A 16,217-nucleotide genomic window follows, 5' to 3' on the forward strand; every position below is an offset into this window, starting at 1 on the left:
GCGTCAATCCTCGGCCGGGATAGGCTTCGGCTTGCCGCCCGCATCCAGCGCGACCATGATGAAGTCGGCGTCGGTGACCTTTTCCATCAGGTCCGAAAGGTAACGTTGCGCCCAGGCCTCCACCTTGAGCGTCATCGACGTGCGCCCGATGCGGGTGACATGCGTGTAGATGCACAGCGTATCGCCGATCTTCATCGGCTTGGCGAAGGACATTTCCTTGACGGCGGCGGTCACCACCCTGCCCTTCGCGCGCTCGGCGGCGCGGATGCCGCAGGCGAGATCCATCTGCGCCATGACCCAGCCGCCGAAGATGTCCATCGCCGCATTGGCGTCCGAAGGCATGGCGAGGGTGCGCAATGTCAATTCGCCGGTCGGCTGGCCGTCGACATAGTGCACCATACGTCTCTTCTCCTTGAGTCTTGTCTGAACCGGAGCCTGCTATGGATGGCGCTGCCGCTGCGGTCAATGGCGGCCTGAAAGGCGCTTCGGCCATTCAGGAAAGGGCATCGAACAGACGCAATATCCACCATGCCTGATAGACGAGGCCGATGGAAACAAAGATCGCCTGATAGGTCTTGCCGGGGACGAACATGGCGATGATAGAGCAGATGGCGAAAGCGCTCTGCCTGATCGGATATTCTATCCCCAGAGAATGGAAGTGCTCGCTGCCCTTAACGGCCGTATCGACCATGTCGACGAGGAACATCACCGCCAGCAGGCCGTAGAACCAGCGGCGGCGCGACTGGAAATAGTCCTCGTAGCCGGAATATTCCTCCATGCGATCCGGAAAGAGCAGCGACGCGATCGTGGCGAACAGGACCGCATAGAGGATGACGAAGAAATAGAGCTCGAAGGTCCAGTGGCGTATCGTCGCCAGACCGAACTCGTACCACCAGAAGTGGATGATGGAGAGCAGCAGGAACAGACACCAGCCGAGATGGATCGGATAGATCCTCTCGCGCTTCGGATGCTGCACGAAACGCGTCAGCCCGGTGATGAGACGTGACACGCTGAGCCCGAGCACCATGCCGACGATGATGCGGATATGCACGAAAACATCCGGATGAACGACTGGACTGTCCATGAACTCGCCTCCGATCCGATTCCCTGTCGATGTTAGCGACGACGGGCGCGATGTGACCACCTCGAATCCTGCGGTGCCACGCGGTCGCTTTTGTCACAACACATGCCGCGCGACATGACATCGGGCGAAACCGAAGCCGCTAGTCTGGAACTCTCACCGCGCCCCGTGACGAAGCAGGCTTATGCAGACATTCGACTTCGTCATCATCGGTTCCGGCTCGGCCGGATCGGTCGTCGCCGAACGCCTGTCGGCCAGCGGCCGCTTCTCGGTCCTCGTGCTGGAGGCAGGCGGGACGGACCGGCGCTTCTACGTCCAGATGCCGCTCGGCTACGGCAAGACCTTCTTCGACCCGGCCGTCAACTGGAACTACAGGACGGAGCCTGACGCCGGCCTTGCCGGCAACGCCGACCACTGGCCGCGCGGAAAGCTCCTCGGCGGATCGAGCTCGATCAATGCCATGGTGTGGATCAGGGGACATCCGGCCGATTATGACGAATGGGCCGCGCAGGGGAATCCCGGCTGGGGTTTCGCCGACCTCCTGCCGATCTTCAAGGCGATCGAGGACAACCAGGCCGGCGCCGACGAATGGCGCGGGCGCGGCGGTCCCGTCCATGTCTCGGACTGCACGGCCTTCGCGCCGAAGCTGACCGCGCGTTATCTGAAAGCCGCCGAGCAAGCCGGCTTGCCGATCAATGCGGATTTCAACGGCGCGACGCAGGAAGGCGTCGGCATCTACCAGATTTCCACCCGTGACGGCCGCCGCATGTCCGCCGCCCGCGCTTTTCTGCGGCCCGCCATGAAGCGGCCGAATGTGCGGGTCGAGACGAACGCGCTGGTCACGCGCATCCTGTTCGAGGGCAAGCGGGCCATCGGTGTCGAATACGAGAGAAACGGACAGACGGTGACCGCCCGCGCCGGCCGGGAGGTGATCGTCTCGGCCGGCTCCGTCAACACGCCGCAGTTGCTCCAGCTATCCGGCATCGGACCGGCCGGCCACCTGAAATCGCTCGGCATCGACGTGCTGCTCGCCAACGAGAATGTCGGCCGCAACCTCCAGGATCATGTCGGCATCAACTACACCTACAAGGGCCGCGAGGCGACGTTGAACCAGATCCTGCGGCCATGGTGGGGCAAGATGCTGGTCGGCATGCAATATCTGCTGCTGCGCCGCGGCCCGCTCTCTCTGTCCATGAACCACGGCGGCGGTTTCTTCCGCACCGACCCGTCGCTGACGCGGCCGAACATGCAGCTTTATTTCCAGGCCTTTTCGACCGTAATCCCGAAGAACGGCGAACGGCCGATCCTGACGCCTGACCCCTGGCCGGGCTTCTCCATCGGCCTGTCCAACTGCCGGCCGACATCGCGCGGCGAGATCATGATCCGCTCCGCCGATCCGCGCGAATATCCAAAAATCGTCGCGAATGCCTATTCCACCGAGCGCGACGTGACAGAGATGCTGGCGGCTGTGAAATTCCTGCGCAGGATCGCCGCGCAGCCGGCCATGGCCGAGATCATCGTCGAGGAAATTTTGCCCGGTCCATTAATCACTTCCGATGCCGATCTGATTCAGGATTTCAGGAAGCGCTCGGGTACCGTCTATCATCCCGTCTCGACCTGCCGCATGGGACCGGACTCGGCGAAAGCCGTGGTGGATTCGCGGCTGAGGGTGCACGGGCTCGATGGTCTGCGTATCATCGACGCCTCGATCTTCCCGGAGAACATTGCCGGGAACACCAACGCGGCTTCCATCGCCACCGGATGGAAAGGCACGGAAATGGTTCTGGAGGATATTGATCGTGAACGGTGAGCCGTGAACAGTAAACAGGAAAATTGAACACCGTTCACCACCCACTGATCACTGTTCACCACCCCACTGAACACCGTTCATTCATGAAGAAACGCGGAGTCACAGCCTGATGAAAATCACGGACGTCAAGACATGGGTGGTCGGAAACCCTCCCCCCGGCATCGGCGGCAAATATTTCATCTTCGTCAGGCTTACCACTGATTCCAACGTCGTCGGCTATGGCGAAGCTTATAACGCGACCTTTGGCCCGCATGTGACGGCGCGCATGATCGAGGATTGCGCCGAGCGCTACCTCGTCGGCCGCGACCCGCACGATATCGAGACCTTCTTCCGCCGCGCCTATTCCTCGGGGTTCACCCAGCGGCCGGACGTTTCCATGCAGGGCTGCGTCTCGGCGCTCGAAATGGCCTGCTGGGACATCATCGGGAAGGAGGCCGGCAAGCCGGTCTACAAGCTGCTCGGGGGGCAGGTGCACGAAACCCTGCGCTCCTACACCTATCTCTATCCGCACGCGGGCAGCGTCCATACCGAGGATGTCGGGCCGAGGAACGTCTACAACGATCCCGATATGGCGGCGGAGTGCGCCGCACTCTACGTCAGCCAGGGATTCGACGCGGTGAAGCTCGATCCGGCCGGCCCTTACACGGCCTTCGACGGACACCAGCCGCGCCTCTACGACATCGACCTGTCGGCGCGTATGGTGAAGGCGATCCGCGAGGCCGTCGGCACGAAGGCCGACATATTGTTCGGCACGCACGGGCAGTTCACGGCGTCGGGCGCGTTACGCATGGCGCGCGCCATCGAGCCTTACGACCCGCTATGGTTCGAGGAACCCGTGCCGCCCGACATGCCGGAAGTGATGGCCGAAGTGGCGCGCGGCACGAAGATTCCCATAGCGACGGGCGAGAGGCTGACGACCAAATGGGAATTCGCACGCGTCATCGAGAACCGCGCGGCGACGATCCTCCAGCCGGATCTCGGACGCTCCGGCGGCATTCTGGAAACGAAGAAGATCGCCGCCATGGCCGAGGCCTATCACATACAGGTCGCGCCGCATTGCTATTGCGGGCCGATCGTCGGCGCCGCCAACATACAGCTCGCCGCCACCCTACCCAACTTCCTGATCCTGGAATCGCTGAAGCAGTGGGACGGTTTCCACGAAACCCTGCTCAAGAAGAAGATCGACTGGCAGGACGGCCATGTCATCCCGTCGAAGGAGCCGGGACTTGGCGTGGAACTGAACGAAGCCGTGTGCGAGGCCCATCCCTATTCCGGCAAGGCGCTGCATCTGGAAATGACCCAGACACCGCTCTTTCCCTGAGGGTTTTCAGACCCTTGGCACAGCACGCGGATTCAATCTCTTACCGGATTGAATCGGAATGTGAGGATTTGCCCCGCACCATCCGGCGGACGGTCTGCTCCAGAAGGGAAACGCCGCCCGGCCGCCAGCCGAGCGCGCGCAGCTTTTCGGTCGACATGACGTTGACTTGCCGGCTGTCGGCGCGGACCGGCAGCGGATGCAGGGCGATACTGGCCCTTTGAAGAGATGTTTGCGCGAGGTCGCTACCCCCACCCCTAACCCCTCCCCACAAGGGGGAGGGGGACTTGGTGGCGGCGTTTGCGTCGCCTTTCCCCCGTTTCTCGGAAGCAGGTTCGGCGTCGACGCCTCCGAATCCCCCTCCCCCTTGTGGGGGTCCGCAGGACGGGCGAGACACGTGGCTCGCCCCCAAAGGGGTGGGGGTACGCCCTTCAGCCGACCGTGCCGCAGCGTCTCTCACAATCGCCAGAAGGTCATGGCGATCGACCACGATGTCGGAAACGTTGAAGATCCCTGCCGCCGCTCTGTCCGCCGACAACAGCGAAACCGCCTGCGCGACGTCTTCTCCGTGCACTTCGGTCGCGACACGAGGCGCGACCGGCCGGCCGGCCAGATAATCCTCGATCAACGCATGCCATTTGTCTGCGCGGCCAGTGCCGGCAGGCCCGTAGACGCCGGTGACGCGCAATGCGACCGGCCGGAAATCGGCATTGGCCATCGACAGCAGGTGATCCTCGACGGCCAGCTTGATCTCGCCATAGAGCGTATCCGGGCGCGGGAGCGTATCCTCGGTGAGCGAGGCTCCCGGTGGCTGTGTGCCGTAGACCGCGCGGCTGGAAAGGAAGATCGTCGTGGACACGCCCGCTGCCCTCGCCGCATCGAACAGCGCGATAGACCCATCGAGGTTGCGGTGCCGGAAGCCCGCCGGATCGTTCCCCTCCCCGCCGCGATATTGGCCCGGGAGATGATCGAAGGCGGCGTGGACGAAGCAGTCGACACCATCGAACAGACCGGCTTGAAGCGGCCCGCCGAGAACGAGCGGCACGTAGCGAACGAAGCGCGAAAAGAAATTGGCCTGAGGTGGCGTCCTGCCCGCGAAGATCACCTCCCGCCCCTGCGACAGGAAGGTTTCCACGATGAAGCGGCCGACAAATCCGGTCCCGCCAGAAACGACGATCCGCCGCATCGTCATCCGCCGGCCGGGTTTTGCAAGGTTGCGGGATCGGGGATGCCCTCGCCCGTCCGATAGGCCTGCCAGAGATCGATCAGCGGGCGCAGCCTCTCGGCCTTCGGATGATCCGTTTCCCAAGGTTTTTCATACTGATAGTGGATCACGGAGATAGAAGCCCAGTCCCACAGTTCCGGCAGAGCGAACCACACATATTGCAGCATGTTGAAGAAGACCGGAAGGCCGTGCCACTGCGGGAAATAGCCCTGCAAAAAGGTCTGGTCGGTACGCGGCCAGAAGGCATCCGGCGAATCGAGACGGGCCAGCATGTCGGCGAATGTCGCGGCGGACGGCCTCGCGACGAACACGCCGGAGTTCAGTCGGCGGAAGTCGGCGAGACTTTCATAGACGTTCGGCGCGGCGGAAAATTCGGGATATCCGAACAGCCTGTCGATGCTCCGCAGGACCAGCGTATCCGCGTCGAGAAAGACCACGCGCTCATAGTGTGTCAGTTGCCAAAGCCGCAGCTTGGCGAAATTGTCGAGCGGCGTGTGGAAGTCGGGCTTGCGCCCCTTCGTGAAAGGCGCCGCGCCGTGCAGCTTCGCCCGCGCGTGACGCTCGTTGAAGGTCTCGGATGTAGGCAGCAGGTCAACGGGAAGCAGGATCGCGCCCAACGCTTCGAGCGGCCGCAGCGCCAAGGCGCCGACACCGCCGGTATGCATCACCACGATGTCGGCTTCCGTACCGCTCAGCTTCAGCGAACGAACGAGGGCGACAGCCCCTTCGGCAAAATCCGCATTAGTGACGAGGGTGACGTAGGCGTAGCGGAGCATGGACGCTGCTTCTACCTCCCTCCTTGCAGGGACGAAAGAGCGGCTCCGCGCCAGCCTCGCGCGCGGCCGCAAATTGTGCTATGTATTCCTTTCGGCGCTGGAGCAAATATGTCGAAACCGCTCATCTTCACTATTTCAGCCACGTGGGACGATGAGGCCTCTGTCTGGAGCGGCTATTGCGACGACATACCCGCAGCTGCCGACGACGTCACACTTGACGGGCTGATGGCCAAAATCTCAACGATGGCGCTTGATCTGCTGCCGGAAAATTATCCTGGCGTCGATCCCGCATCGGTGTTTCTTCAGATCACGGCGCTTCGCGAAGTTGAGCGCGCAGCCGCTTAGATGGTCCGCAGTTCGATAGGCCGCTCAGAGAACTTTTGCATGCGGCGGGCTGCGCCTTGGTGCGGCAAGGCAAGGGAAGCCACGAAATCTGGCGTAGCCCGATAACGGAGCGAAATTTCGCCGTACCGATAGGCATCCCGAGTCGGCATACAGCGAACGCGATCCTGCGTCAGGCCGGTTTGCCAAAAGCCTTTTGAGCCCCGCCTACCCAACGCTCTTCAGCCGTTTGCCTTCCGGATCGCGGTCGATCGCCTGTGCAATGTCCTTCGTCCATGCGGACACGGCGGGAATGCGGCTGCGGTCGACGCGATAGGCGAATTTCTTCGCGACATCGACGACTTCGGAGAGCAGACCGTCCTCGAGCGTGATCGGGTTCAGGCCGAGTTCGATGAACTGGTCGTTCTTCACGACGAGATCATTCTCCGCCGCCTCCTTGCGCGGATTTGGCAGATAGGCGACCTGGCTTCCGGTCAGCCGAGCCACCAGTTCCGCCAGATCTCGAACGCGATGCGTTTCGGTCATCTGGTTGAAGATCTTCACCTTCGCTCCGCGCTTCGGCGGGTTTGCCAGCGCCAGCTCGATGCAACGGACAGAATCCTCGATATGGATGAAGGCCCGCGTCTGTCCGCCCGTTCCGTGGACGGTGAGCGGGTAGCCGATGGCCGCCTGAATGAGGAATCGGTTGAGCACCGTGCCGTAGTCGCCGTCATAGTCGAAGCGGTTGACCAACTGCGCATGCCGCCGCGTCTGCGTGGTGTGGGTGCCCCAGACGATGCCCTGATGCAGGTCGGTGATGCGCAGTCCGTCATTCTTGGCATAAAACTGGAACAGCAACTGATCCAGGCACTTGGTCATGTGGTAGATCGAGCCGGGATTGGACGGGTAGAGGATGTCCTGCTTCACCGTCTCGCCGTCCATCGTGTCGATGCCGACGGACAGATAACCTTCCGGGATCGCCGCACCGACCGTCGAATAGCCATAGACGCCCATCGTGCCCAGATGGACGAGATGCGCGTCAAGATCCAGTTCCACCAGCGCGTTGAGCAGATTGTGCGTGGCGTTGACGTTGTTGTTGACCGTGTAGTTCTTGTGGCGGTCGCTCTTCATCGAATAGGGCGCGGCGCGCTGCTCCGCGAAGTGGATCACCGCGTCCGGCCTGTGCTCGCCCAGCCACTGCTTGAGCACTTCGTAGTCGCGGGCGATGTCGATCAGATGGAAATGGATGCGCCGCCCGGTCTCCTGATACCAGATGCGGGTGCGCTCCTGGATGGAATCCATCGGCGTTAGCGACTGCACGCCGAGTTCGGTATCGATCCAGCGCCGCGATAGATTGTCCATAATGTGGACGTCGTAACCCTTGTCGGAGAGGTTGAGGCAGGTCGGCCAGCCGATGAACCCGTCGCCCCCGAGAACGGCAATCTTCATGCGAATCGTCCCTCTCCTGTCGATCCCCTAAGCCGATTAACGGGCAATTGTGACAGGAGTTGCATACTCCGTCTGTCGATCACAGACGAAATCCATTCGCGACAAGCGGGTTTTCAAGGACTGGTCGCCGGTTTATGCCTCGTCCCCGGCCCCGATCTTGCGCACCAGCGCGCCGGTGGCGAGCAGCGAGGCCATGTCGGCGATCATCGGAGAGATGTGGGTCTTGTAGTCGAGCGGCACCGAGATATCGGGCAATTCAAAGAAGTTCTTTGACTGCGGCAACAGCAGGAAAGCGTCCTTGTTCTTCAACGCGATGCGCGCCGGCTCCTCCGGCCAGGTTTCCCCGAGCCACTGGAGAGCCTGCGCGAGGCGGCCCGTGACCAGCGGACGCGCGGCCTCCGGATTGTCCGTGCGGAAGTCGTATGCGGCGTCGAGAACGGGAATGCCGCTTGAAAGCTCCTCAAGCTCCTTGCCGAAGATGCCTCGGAAGAAGGAGGTCACCTTGTTGGCCTTGCGCGTCGCCACCAGCACGCCAGGAAAGCTCGAAGCGGTTTCCAGCGCCACGACGACGCCCCGAAAGATCGTGGACGTCGTTTTGCCCGTTTTTTGCGAGAACACCGCCTCGTAAAGCTCGAAGGGGAAGCCCTGCCATTCGCCCGCGATCTCGTCGTCGTAGCTCGACTGGTTGAAGGAGCCGATCGTTTCGCGCGGCAGCCTTTCGACCGAAGCGGGCGTCTCGCCGCGGCGATACCGAACCTTGTCGATGAAGCCGAAGATGACAGGCAACAACCGGGCGCGGAACGACTGCTGCAATTCCCTTGCCGGCGACTTCGCCCATGAATAGGCGAGGAACAGTGCGATGATACCGGCGACGTAAAGGAAGACATGCGGCGCCGAGCTCCATTGCTCGTTCGGGTCCGCAAAACTGTTGAAGGCGAATGCGAGGATCACGACGAGCACGACAACGATGGCGAGATAGATCGGGATGCGGATCGACACGCTGCGTTGGACCGCCTTGCGCTCCGCCTCATAGGCCTCGATCTCGGCCTTCACCTTCGCAAGCGCCGCTTCTCCCGGCATGAAGTCCCGCGCGTCCATGCTTCCCTCCGCTCTTGCCGTCACCAGCAATAGACTCACTTTGTCATGGCGTCATCAGTATGGCGCGCAGTGTCCGGTGATTGACATGGATTGCCCGACACCGGAGCGGAGGAATGGCGGTTTGCATCACCCGGGGCGAAGGGCGTAACATACAAGCTTCGCCAAGATTTGTCGGGAAGAGTCCGATGAGCGAAATCGATCTCAAACCGCGAACCAGAATCAAGCCGAAGGTCGAGCGGCCGAAGCTTCACAAGGTCATTCTTGTGAATGACGATTTCACGCCGCGCGAATTCGTCGTGCGCGTGCTCAAGGCGGAGTTCCGGGTAAGCGAGGATCAGGCATACCGGATCATGATCACGGCGCACCGGCGCGGCGTCTGCGTGGTGGCGGTGTTCACCAGGGATGTGGCCGAGACGAAGGCGACGCGCGCCACGGATGCCGGCAAGGCGGCAGGTTACCCGCTGCGGTTCACCACGGAACCGGAGGAGTGAGAAGCCGGTTTGCCGTCCGTTACCATAGCGGAGGGCAGCCCTCCTATTCCCCGTTCACCAGCGCCAGAATGAGCCGATGGACGTTGCCTCCATTGTTCATCTCGACGCGGTCGAACTCGGCGCTGCGGCGGCGCTGTTCGAGCGAGGCTTCCGACAGCGGCGTCTGGATGTGCTTCCGGATCTTCTGACATTTCGGATCGTTGGGCACGGACTGGCCGACCGTCGTCGCCAGGATACGGTCGAGCATCTCCTTCATGTGGTCGCCATGCACCTTTTCATGCCTGGTAAGGCCGTCGATGAAACTCTGCCAGCGGGCGCGCATGCCGGCTGGCAGTTTGGACGAGGGCTTCGGCAGCGTGTAGGTGATGGTCATGAAGGGCCTGGCCGACACCAGCATGCAGCTTCCGTCGGCCTGCGGTTCGTATTTGCGCGACCATTTGAGGTCGAATGTGGTGTGCGCGATGGTCCGGGTGCCCATGCTGCCGACCACCGGCCCGCGCTCCCCGATGGAGGCATAGAGCTCGGATCCGGTCGTGCCGGAAATGGCGTATGTCTTGACGATCTCGTTGATCTTGAAATCGGCGGCCATGGCCGAGGTTGTCGCCCCGGCCAGCAACAAGCCGAAGAGGCCGGATAGACCTCTCAAGCCTGCCCCTTCGGCGCGTTCATCGCCCAGGCGACGCCGAACGGATCGATCAACCGTCCCCAGCGATCGCCCCAGAACATATCCTGCAATTCGACATCCACCCGGCATCCCGCGTCGACTGCGCGCTTCCACCACGCATCGATGTCATTGTCGCTCAGATGCAGCTGCATCGTATAGCCCGACGGCGTTTCCAGCGGATGGCCATGCTCCGGATAGGCGTCGCCGAGCATCAGGCTGGAATCGTTGACATGGAGATGGACGTGCATGGTGCGTCCCTTTTCGTCCGGCGGATAGGAAAAGACCAATGTAGCGCCGAACGCCTTACGGTAGAACTCGGCGGCCTTCAACGCGCCGTCGACGTTGAGATAGGGGGTCAGGCCGCCGAGAACCTTGGCCTCCTGCGGGGTCGAAGCCTCACTCATCATAGTCTCCTCATTGGGTTGGCCCTCCAAGGACGTTGGCCGAATGGCGGTTCCGACATTGCCGTGGATATTTTTCGCCGGGAGATTCAGTGTCCCGGCCGGCCGGTCTTGTTCTTGCTGCGCCCCTTGCGCTTGACCTCCGCCGGGTCCTCGTAGGAGCCGATGCCGATCTGTGCCCGCTTGACCGGTTTCGCGCCCTCGACAGGCTTCTCGGTCCGGCGAACGGTCATCTCGTCCAGCGTGTTCTTGCGGAACAAGGTTTTATCCGACGGCCCGGTCGTGCCGTAGTCAGCCCCGTGTGCTTCGCGCGCGGTCTGCTTCTTGAACAGCGAGCGCGGCACGGCGCCGGCAGGAGTCGCATGATCGCCCGACGTTCCCATCGCATCCAGATCGGGCTTGGCGAACAGCGACTTGCCGCCGTCATCCTCGCCGACCGTGCGATGCCGCTCGCGGCCCTTGTTGTGCCTGCCCTTTTCGCGGCCGCTTGAAGGACTCTGCGCCTCGACGTCGCGCGCCATCGGGTCGTCGGACAGGGTGAGTTCCAGCTCGGTGAGACGCTTGATCTCGTCGCGCAGCCGCGCCGCTTCCTCGAAATTGAGGTCGGCGGCGGCGTCCCGCATCTTCTTCTGCAGGAATTCCAGATGCGCCTTGAGATTGTTGCCCATCATCTGGCCGGCATCGTCGGTGAACTGCGAGATGTCGGCGCGGACGTGATCCTTCTCGTAGACAGAGTCCAGAATGTCGGCGATGCGCGACTTCACGCTTTCCGGCGTGATGCCGTGCTCGGCATTGTAGGCGAGCTGCTTCTCTCGGCGGCGGTTGGTCTCCGCCATCGCCCGCTCCATCGAGCCGGTGATGTTGTCGGCATAAAGGACGACCTTGCCGTCGACGTTTCGCGCCGCGCGGCCGATGGTCTGGATGAGCGACGTCTCGGAACGCAAAAACCCTTCCTTGTCGGCGTCGAGAATGGCGACGAAGCCGCATTCGGGAATGTCGAGGCCCTCACGCAGAAGGTTGATGCCCACCAGCACGTCGAACGCGCCGAGCCTCAGATCGCGCAGGATCTCGATGCGCTCCAGCGTATCGATGTCGGAGTGCATGTAGCGCACGCGCACCCCGCGTTCGTGAAGGTATTCGGTGAGGTCCTCGGCCATCCGCTTGGTCAGCACGGTCACCAGGGTGCGATAGCCCTTGCGCGTGGTCGCGTTGATCTCGCCCAGCACGTCGTCGACCTGCGTCTTGGCCGGGCGCACCTCGACAGGCGGATCGATCAGGCCGGTTGGACGGATGACCTGCTCGGCAAACACGCCGCCGGACTGCTCCATCTCCCAAGCGCCCGGCGTGGCCGACACGGCGACGGTGAGCGGACGCATCGCGTCCCATTCCTCGAAACGCAGCGGCCGGTTGTCCATGCACGACGGCAGGCGGAAACCGTATTCGGCCAGCGTCGCCTTGCGGCGGAAGTCGCCGCGATACATGCCGCCGATCTGCGGGATGGTGACGTGGCTCTCGTCGATGAAGATCAGCGCATCGTCGGGCACGTATTCGAACAGGGTCGGCGGCGGATCGCCCGGCTGGCGGCCGGTCAGATAGCGTGAATAATTCTCGATGCCGGCGCAGGAGCCGGTCGCCTCCAGCATCTCCAGATCGAAGCGTGTGCGCTGCTCCAGCCGCTGAGCCTCCAGCAGACGCCCTGCCTTCTCCAGTTCGGCGAGGCGGAACTTCAGCTCCTCCTTGATAGACTTGATCGCCTGCGTCAGCGTCGGGCGCGGCGTGACATAGTGCGAGTTCGCGTAGATCTTGACGCTCTTCAGGTCGCCGGTCTTTTGCCCCGTCAGCGGATCGAACTCGGTGATCGACTCGATCTCGTCGCCGAACATGGAAATGCGCCAGGCGCGATCCTCGAGGTGGGCCGGGAAAATCTCGATCGTGTCGCCGCGCACGCGGAAGGAACCGCGCACGAAGTTCACGTCCTGCCGCTTGTATTGCTGGGCCACGAGGTCGGCGAGAAGCTGACGCTGGTCGAGCCGGTCGCCAACCGTCATCTGGAACGTCATCGCGGTATAGGTCTCGACCGAGCCGATACCGTAGATGCAGGAGACGGATGCGACGATGATGACGTCGTCACGCTCCAGCAGGGAACGCGTCGCCGAGTGGCGCATGCGGTCGATCTGCTCGTTGATCGAGGATTCCTTCTCGATATAGGTGTCGGTGCGCGGAACGTAGGCCTCCGGCTGATAGTAGTCGTAGTAGGAGACGAAATACTCGACCGCGTTGTCCGGAAAGAACTGCTTGAACTCGCCGTAAAGCTGCGCCGCGAGCGTCTTGTTCGGTGCGAGGATCAGCGCCGGGCGCTGCGTCTCCTCGATCACCTTCGCCATGGTGAAGGTCTTGCCAGAACCGGTGACGCCGAGCAGCACCTGCGTGCGGTCCCTGTTGTCGACGCCTTCGACCAGATCCTTGATCGCCGTCGGCTGATCGCCGGCCGGCTGAAACTCGGATTTCATCTGGATAGCGATGCCGCCCTCGGACTTTTCCGGGCGCTCTGGCCGGTGCGGCACCCAGAGCTTGCCGTTCTTGTGCAGCGGATTGCCGGATTCGATCAGGGCCGACAGCGCAGCGACAGTGGCGGTGACGCCGGAATTGCTCAGCGTCTCGGCGTCTTCCAGCGAGATATCGAGGCCCGCGACCGGATTGAGGCCCGCCGCCGCGCGCTCCTTGGCTGTGGCCGCGCCGCCCATGGACGTGCCGCGCGCCGTCTTCGTCGGCGCGGAGGAGCGCTCGGGAATCTTCTTGCGCGGCGCCCCTCCCTCCCCCTTGCGGGTAGGGTGGCCGGACGCAGTCCGGCCGGGTGGGGTCGCTGCGGACGTCCGCGACGTCCCGGAGGTGCCTTCTGAGGCAACCCTCTCTGTCGCCTGCGGCGACATCTCCCCCTCAAGGGGGGAGAGACGCTGCCGCCCTTCCCTCTCTGCCTCGCGCGCGATCTGCTCGGCCCAGTCCGATACGGAACCGCTCAGCGGGACGCCGGACAATTCCGGCTGCGGCGCCTCGCCGAAGCCGCCGGGCTCCAGCGGCTCGGAAGCGTCCATGTAATCAGTCAGCGGACTGCCGCGCTTGCGATACGCACCACGCGCGCCCTTCGGCGCAGAAATCTTGTCATTGGAGTCGGCCATGGGCCGAATATGGGCGCAGCGACGCCGATTGGAAAGACCGGCGCGATCCGACGCCCCGTCACTCGACATCCTCCTGACAGGAGGCTGTCAGGAGGCCGGTCCGTCTTTGAAGCGTATCAGCAGGGCCCCGAACTGATGATACGGAAGCCGGCGACATCCGCCTCGCAGCTATTCGGGAAAGTCCGGACCTGACTGCCGCGACGTGCGCAGACCGGTGCGTATTCGCGCGTGCAGAAGCGCGGCGTGTCGTCCATGCGGCGGCACTCGCCCTCGGCGATGACGCGATAGCCGGCCTGATCCGCAAGGCAGGAATTGGAGAAAGTCCGCCGGTCGCCGCCGCGACGGGCGCAGACAGGATCGTAGCGTTGCGGACAATAATTCTGGCCACCGCTGTCGCCCCGTCCACATTCGCCACGCCGCACGACCCGATAGCCGGAGGACTCGGCAACGCAGGCATTGGAGAATGTCTGCCTGTCATTTCCTCTGCGGGCGCAAACGGGATCGTACTGAGCGGTGCAGGTGACGGGACCAGGCCCCGGACGACCGGGACCATCCTCGACCACCACGGTACAGGCCGCGAGAATTGCGACCAGAAAAAGGGCGACGCCCCCTGCGCAAACCTTCATCCATGACGGGAACGACATGGCCACCTCCTGCGAGTTCTCGCGACATCTTGATCCTCGCGATTCCCTTGGCAAAAGCAATCCCCAACCAGGCTGGATCGAAGGTGACCGGAGCGGCCGCGGTAGCGATGGCCGGCCTTTCGAAAGCGCCGCAGCCCCAGCTTTCCGCTTGCATTTGCACGGCCCGCTGCCTACCTCGAAGGAGACCAGTGGAGCACGCGCCATGTCGACCGGACCCAACCGCATTCTGGACGAACTCGCCAAGCTGATGACCGACGCGGCAGGCGCCGCGCAAGGCGTGCGCCGGGAGGTGGAAGGCGCGTTCCGCTCGCAGGCAGAACGTATCCTCAATACGATGGATGTGGTCCAGCGCGAGGAATTCGAAGCGGTGCGCGACATGGCGACGAAGGCGCGCAGCGAGAACCAGAAGCTCGCCAGACAGGTCGAAGCATTGGCCGCCCGGATCGATGCCTTGGAGGGCGGCGCCGCGAAACTGCCGGGCGAAGACCCGCTGGAAGGTAGCTCGACGGAGCCGAAACGCGCTTCGAGGACAAATCCAAAGAAATAATTCGGCGATTTTTCCACAGGCGCCCGGCGGCTGAAAAGCCTGTCCGCTGAATCGCTTACAGCTTGTCCTGATTCTTGGCCGGCGGCGGGTTTCCACATGTCCGGCCGGCTTCGCGGAAAAAGGGACTGTTCAGCAGACTCTGCATCAATACACTGAATTTGCTGCATGATTCGGGGACACGGATCGGGCTGCCGGGACGATGCGTCTGGCTTGGGACGTTGTATGCGAGCCATTGTCGACCGCTTGGGATGGGGTTGTGCGTTGCAGGCGTACGCCTTGGAGCCGCGTCGGCTCTGCAGCGACAGGGATCGGACAATGGAACTTCTGGAACTCGAAGCGTCACGCGAAATCCATCCGGTCGACGTGATCGAGCAGGTGGCTCACACCAACGAATGGTCGTTCGAGCGCAGCACCGACGACGAAATCTCGATCACGGTCACCGGACTGTGGACGGAATATCAGGTCTCCTTCTCCTGGATGGAGGATTTCGAGGCGCTCCACCTCGCCTGCGCCTTCGACCTGAAGGTCGGCGAAAACCGCACCATCGAGGTGATGCGCCTGCTGTCGATGATCAACGAGCAGATGCTGTTCGGTCATTTCGACCTGTGGGAACAGGAAGGCGCGATCATGTTCCGGCAGTCGCTGCTGCTGGCGGGCGGCGCCGAGCCGACGAGCAAGCAGGTCGAGGGCCTGCTTTCCAATGCGCTCGAGGCCTGCGAATGCTATTTCCAGGCCTTCCAGTTCGTCGTCTGGTCCGGCACTTCGGCCAGGGACGCGCTTGCGAGCGTGCTCTTCGAGACACGCGGCAACGCCTGACGATGTCTTCCGGCGAACGCAAGGCCGAGATCAGCTACGCGGATTTCGACAAGGTCGACATCCGCGCCGGCATCATCGTCGAGGCCGAGCCCTACCCGGAAGCGCGCAAGCCGGCCTATAAGCTGCGCATCGACTTCGGCCCGGAAATCGGCATCAAGCGCTCCTCGGCGCAGATAACCAGGCACTACGAACCCGACGCGCTGGTCGGTCGACAGGTCATGGCCGTGGTCAACTTTCCGCCACGCCAGATCGGCAAGTTTCTCTCCGAGGTCCTTACGCTGGGGTTCCCCGACGATGCGGGGGACGTCGTGCTTGGCGCGATAGAAAGACCGGTGCCGAACGGTTCGCGGCTGTTCTAAAATCCCGCCCGCCGGCGGTCATCATGCCGCGCTGCGCGGTG

General features: G+C 62.8%; 18 protein-coding genes. 8 read left to right on the forward strand and 10 right to left on the reverse strand.

The features are described 5' to 3' along the window. Positions 1 to 3: 3 nt before the first annotated feature. Both M9955_00210 and M9955_00215 read right to left on the reverse strand, forming a co-directional pair. A complete protein-coding gene (locus M9955_00210; GenBank protein ID MCO5080057.1) occupies positions 4 to 399 on the reverse strand; it encodes an acyl-CoA thioesterase in 396 nt (131 codons plus the stop codon). Between the two features lie 94 nt (positions 400 to 493). Beyond that, positions 494 to 1,084 (reverse strand): hypothetical protein, encoded by a 591-nt coding sequence (locus M9955_00215; GenBank protein MCO5080058.1) that lies wholly within the window; start codon positions 1,082 to 1,084, stop codon positions 494 to 496. Between the two features lie 181 nt (positions 1,085 to 1,265). Between M9955_00215 and M9955_00220 the strand changes: the two genes are divergently transcribed. After that, positions 1,266 to 2,891 (forward strand): GMC family oxidoreductase N-terminal domain-containing protein, encoded by a 1,626-nt coding sequence (locus M9955_00220; GenBank protein MCO5080059.1) that lies wholly within the window; start codon positions 1,266 to 1,268, stop codon positions 2,889 to 2,891. Between the two features lie 109 nt (positions 2,892 to 3,000). After that, positions 3,001 to 4,212, forward strand: coding sequence for a mandelate racemase/muconate lactonizing enzyme family protein (locus tag M9955_00225; GenBank protein MCO5080060.1), 1,212 nt, complete (start codon positions 3,001 to 3,003; stop codon positions 4,210 to 4,212). Between the two features lie 40 nt (positions 4,213 to 4,252). Here the strand turns inward: M9955_00225 and M9955_00230 are convergent, their stop codons facing one another. Together M9955_00230 and M9955_00235 are read right to left on the reverse strand one after the other, a co-directional pair. After that, positions 4,253 to 5,395, reverse strand: a complete 1,143-nt coding sequence (locus M9955_00230; protein MCO5080061.1) for an NAD(P)-dependent oxidoreductase — start codon at positions 5,393 to 5,395, stop codon at positions 4,253 to 4,255. A 2-nt stretch (positions 5,396 to 5,397) separates the two neighbouring features. After that, positions 5,398 to 6,210, reverse strand: a complete 813-nt coding sequence (locus M9955_00235; protein MCO5080062.1) for a glycosyl transferase — start codon at positions 6,208 to 6,210, stop codon at positions 5,398 to 5,400. Positions 6,211 to 6,318: 108 nt separating this feature from the next. On the opposite strand from M9955_00235, the gene M9955_00240 reads away from it, so the two are divergent. Beyond that, the gene (locus M9955_00240; GenBank protein ID MCO5080063.1) at positions 6,319 to 6,555 is read left to right on the forward strand and encodes a DUF1902 domain-containing protein; all 237 of its coding nucleotides are present in this window, start codon (positions 6,319 to 6,321) and stop codon (positions 6,553 to 6,555) included. A gap of 35 nt (positions 6,556 to 6,590) precedes the next feature. Next, positions 6,591 to 6,752, forward strand: coding sequence for a type II toxin-antitoxin system HicA family toxin (locus tag M9955_00245; GenBank protein ID MCO5080064.1), 162 nt, complete (start codon positions 6,591 to 6,593; stop codon positions 6,750 to 6,752). A 7-nt stretch (positions 6,753 to 6,759) separates the two neighbouring features. On the opposite strand, the gene M9955_00250 is transcribed toward M9955_00245, so the two are convergent. Continuing rightward, positions 6,760 to 7,980 carry an NAD-dependent epimerase/dehydratase family protein gene (locus M9955_00250; protein MCO5080065.1) on the reverse strand — a complete coding sequence of 407 codons (1,221 nt, stop codon included), beginning with the start codon at positions 7,978 to 7,980 and terminating at the stop codon, positions 6,760 to 6,762. Between the two features lie 132 nt (positions 7,981 to 8,112). Beyond that, the gene (locus tag M9955_00255) at positions 8,113 to 9,078 is read right to left on the reverse strand and encodes a DUF3137 domain-containing protein (GenBank protein MCO5080066.1); all 966 of its coding nucleotides are present in this window, start codon (positions 9,076 to 9,078) and stop codon (positions 8,113 to 8,115) included. Between the two features lie 185 nt (positions 9,079 to 9,263). Between M9955_00255 and clpS the strand changes: the two genes are divergently transcribed. Then, positions 9,264 to 9,569 carry an ATP-dependent Clp protease adapter ClpS gene (clpS, locus tag M9955_00260; protein MCO5080067.1) on the forward strand — a complete coding sequence of 102 codons (306 nt, stop codon included), beginning with the start codon at positions 9,264 to 9,266 and terminating at the stop codon, positions 9,567 to 9,569. Positions 9,570 to 9,612: 43 nt separating this feature from the next. On the opposite strand, the gene M9955_00265 is transcribed toward clpS, so the two are convergent. The 4 genes from M9955_00265 to M9955_00280 all read right to left on the reverse strand — a co-directional run bounded on the left by M9955_00265 (position 9,613) and on the right by M9955_00280 (position 14,454). Continuing rightward, a complete protein-coding gene (locus tag M9955_00265) occupies positions 9,613 to 10,215 on the reverse strand; it encodes a DUF922 domain-containing protein (GenBank protein MCO5080068.1) in 603 nt (200 codons plus the stop codon). Then, on the reverse strand, positions 10,212 to 10,637 hold the full coding sequence (locus M9955_00270; protein MCO5080069.1) for a glyoxalase/bleomycin resistance/extradiol dioxygenase family protein: 426 nt from the start codon (positions 10,635 to 10,637) through the stop codon (positions 10,212 to 10,214). The genes M9955_00265 and M9955_00270 overlap by 4 nt, the downstream gene beginning before the upstream one ends. Positions 10,638 to 10,723: 86 nt before the next feature. Further along, entirely contained in the window at positions 10,724 to 13,144 is a 2,421-nt protein-coding gene (gene uvrB / locus M9955_00275) for an excinuclease ABC subunit UvrB (GenBank protein ID MCO5080070.1), read from the reverse strand. 782 nt (positions 13,145 to 13,926) lie between these two features. Further along, entirely contained in the window at positions 13,927 to 14,454 is a 528-nt protein-coding gene (locus M9955_00280) for a hypothetical protein (protein ID MCO5080071.1), read from the reverse strand. 202 nt (positions 14,455 to 14,656) lie between these two features. Here M9955_00280 and M9955_00285 point away from each other — a divergent pair, with 202 nt between their 5' ends. The 3 genes from M9955_00285 (at position 14,657) to M9955_00295 (ending at position 16,176) form a co-directional block, all read left to right on the forward strand. Next, positions 14,657 to 15,001: an accessory factor UbiK family protein gene (locus tag M9955_00285; protein ID MCO5080072.1), complete on the forward strand. Its 345-nt coding sequence runs from the start codon at positions 14,657 to 14,659 to the stop codon at positions 14,999 to 15,001. Between the two features lie 315 nt (positions 15,002 to 15,316). Beyond that, on the forward strand, positions 15,317 to 15,817 hold the full coding sequence (locus M9955_00290; protein MCO5080073.1) for a YbjN domain-containing protein: 501 nt from the start codon (positions 15,317 to 15,319) through the stop codon (positions 15,815 to 15,817). Positions 15,818 to 15,819: 2 nt separating this feature from the next. Beyond that, complete coding sequence (locus M9955_00295) at positions 15,820 to 16,176, forward strand: tRNA-binding protein (protein ID MCO5080074.1); 357 nt, start codon at positions 15,820 to 15,822, stop codon at positions 16,174 to 16,176. Positions 16,177 to 16,217 lie beyond the last annotated feature (41 nt).

The sequence above is a fragment of the Rhizobiaceae bacterium genome (assembly GCA_023953845.1).
Lineage (GTDB): Bacteria > Pseudomonadota > Alphaproteobacteria > Rhizobiales > Rhizobiaceae > Arvimicrobium.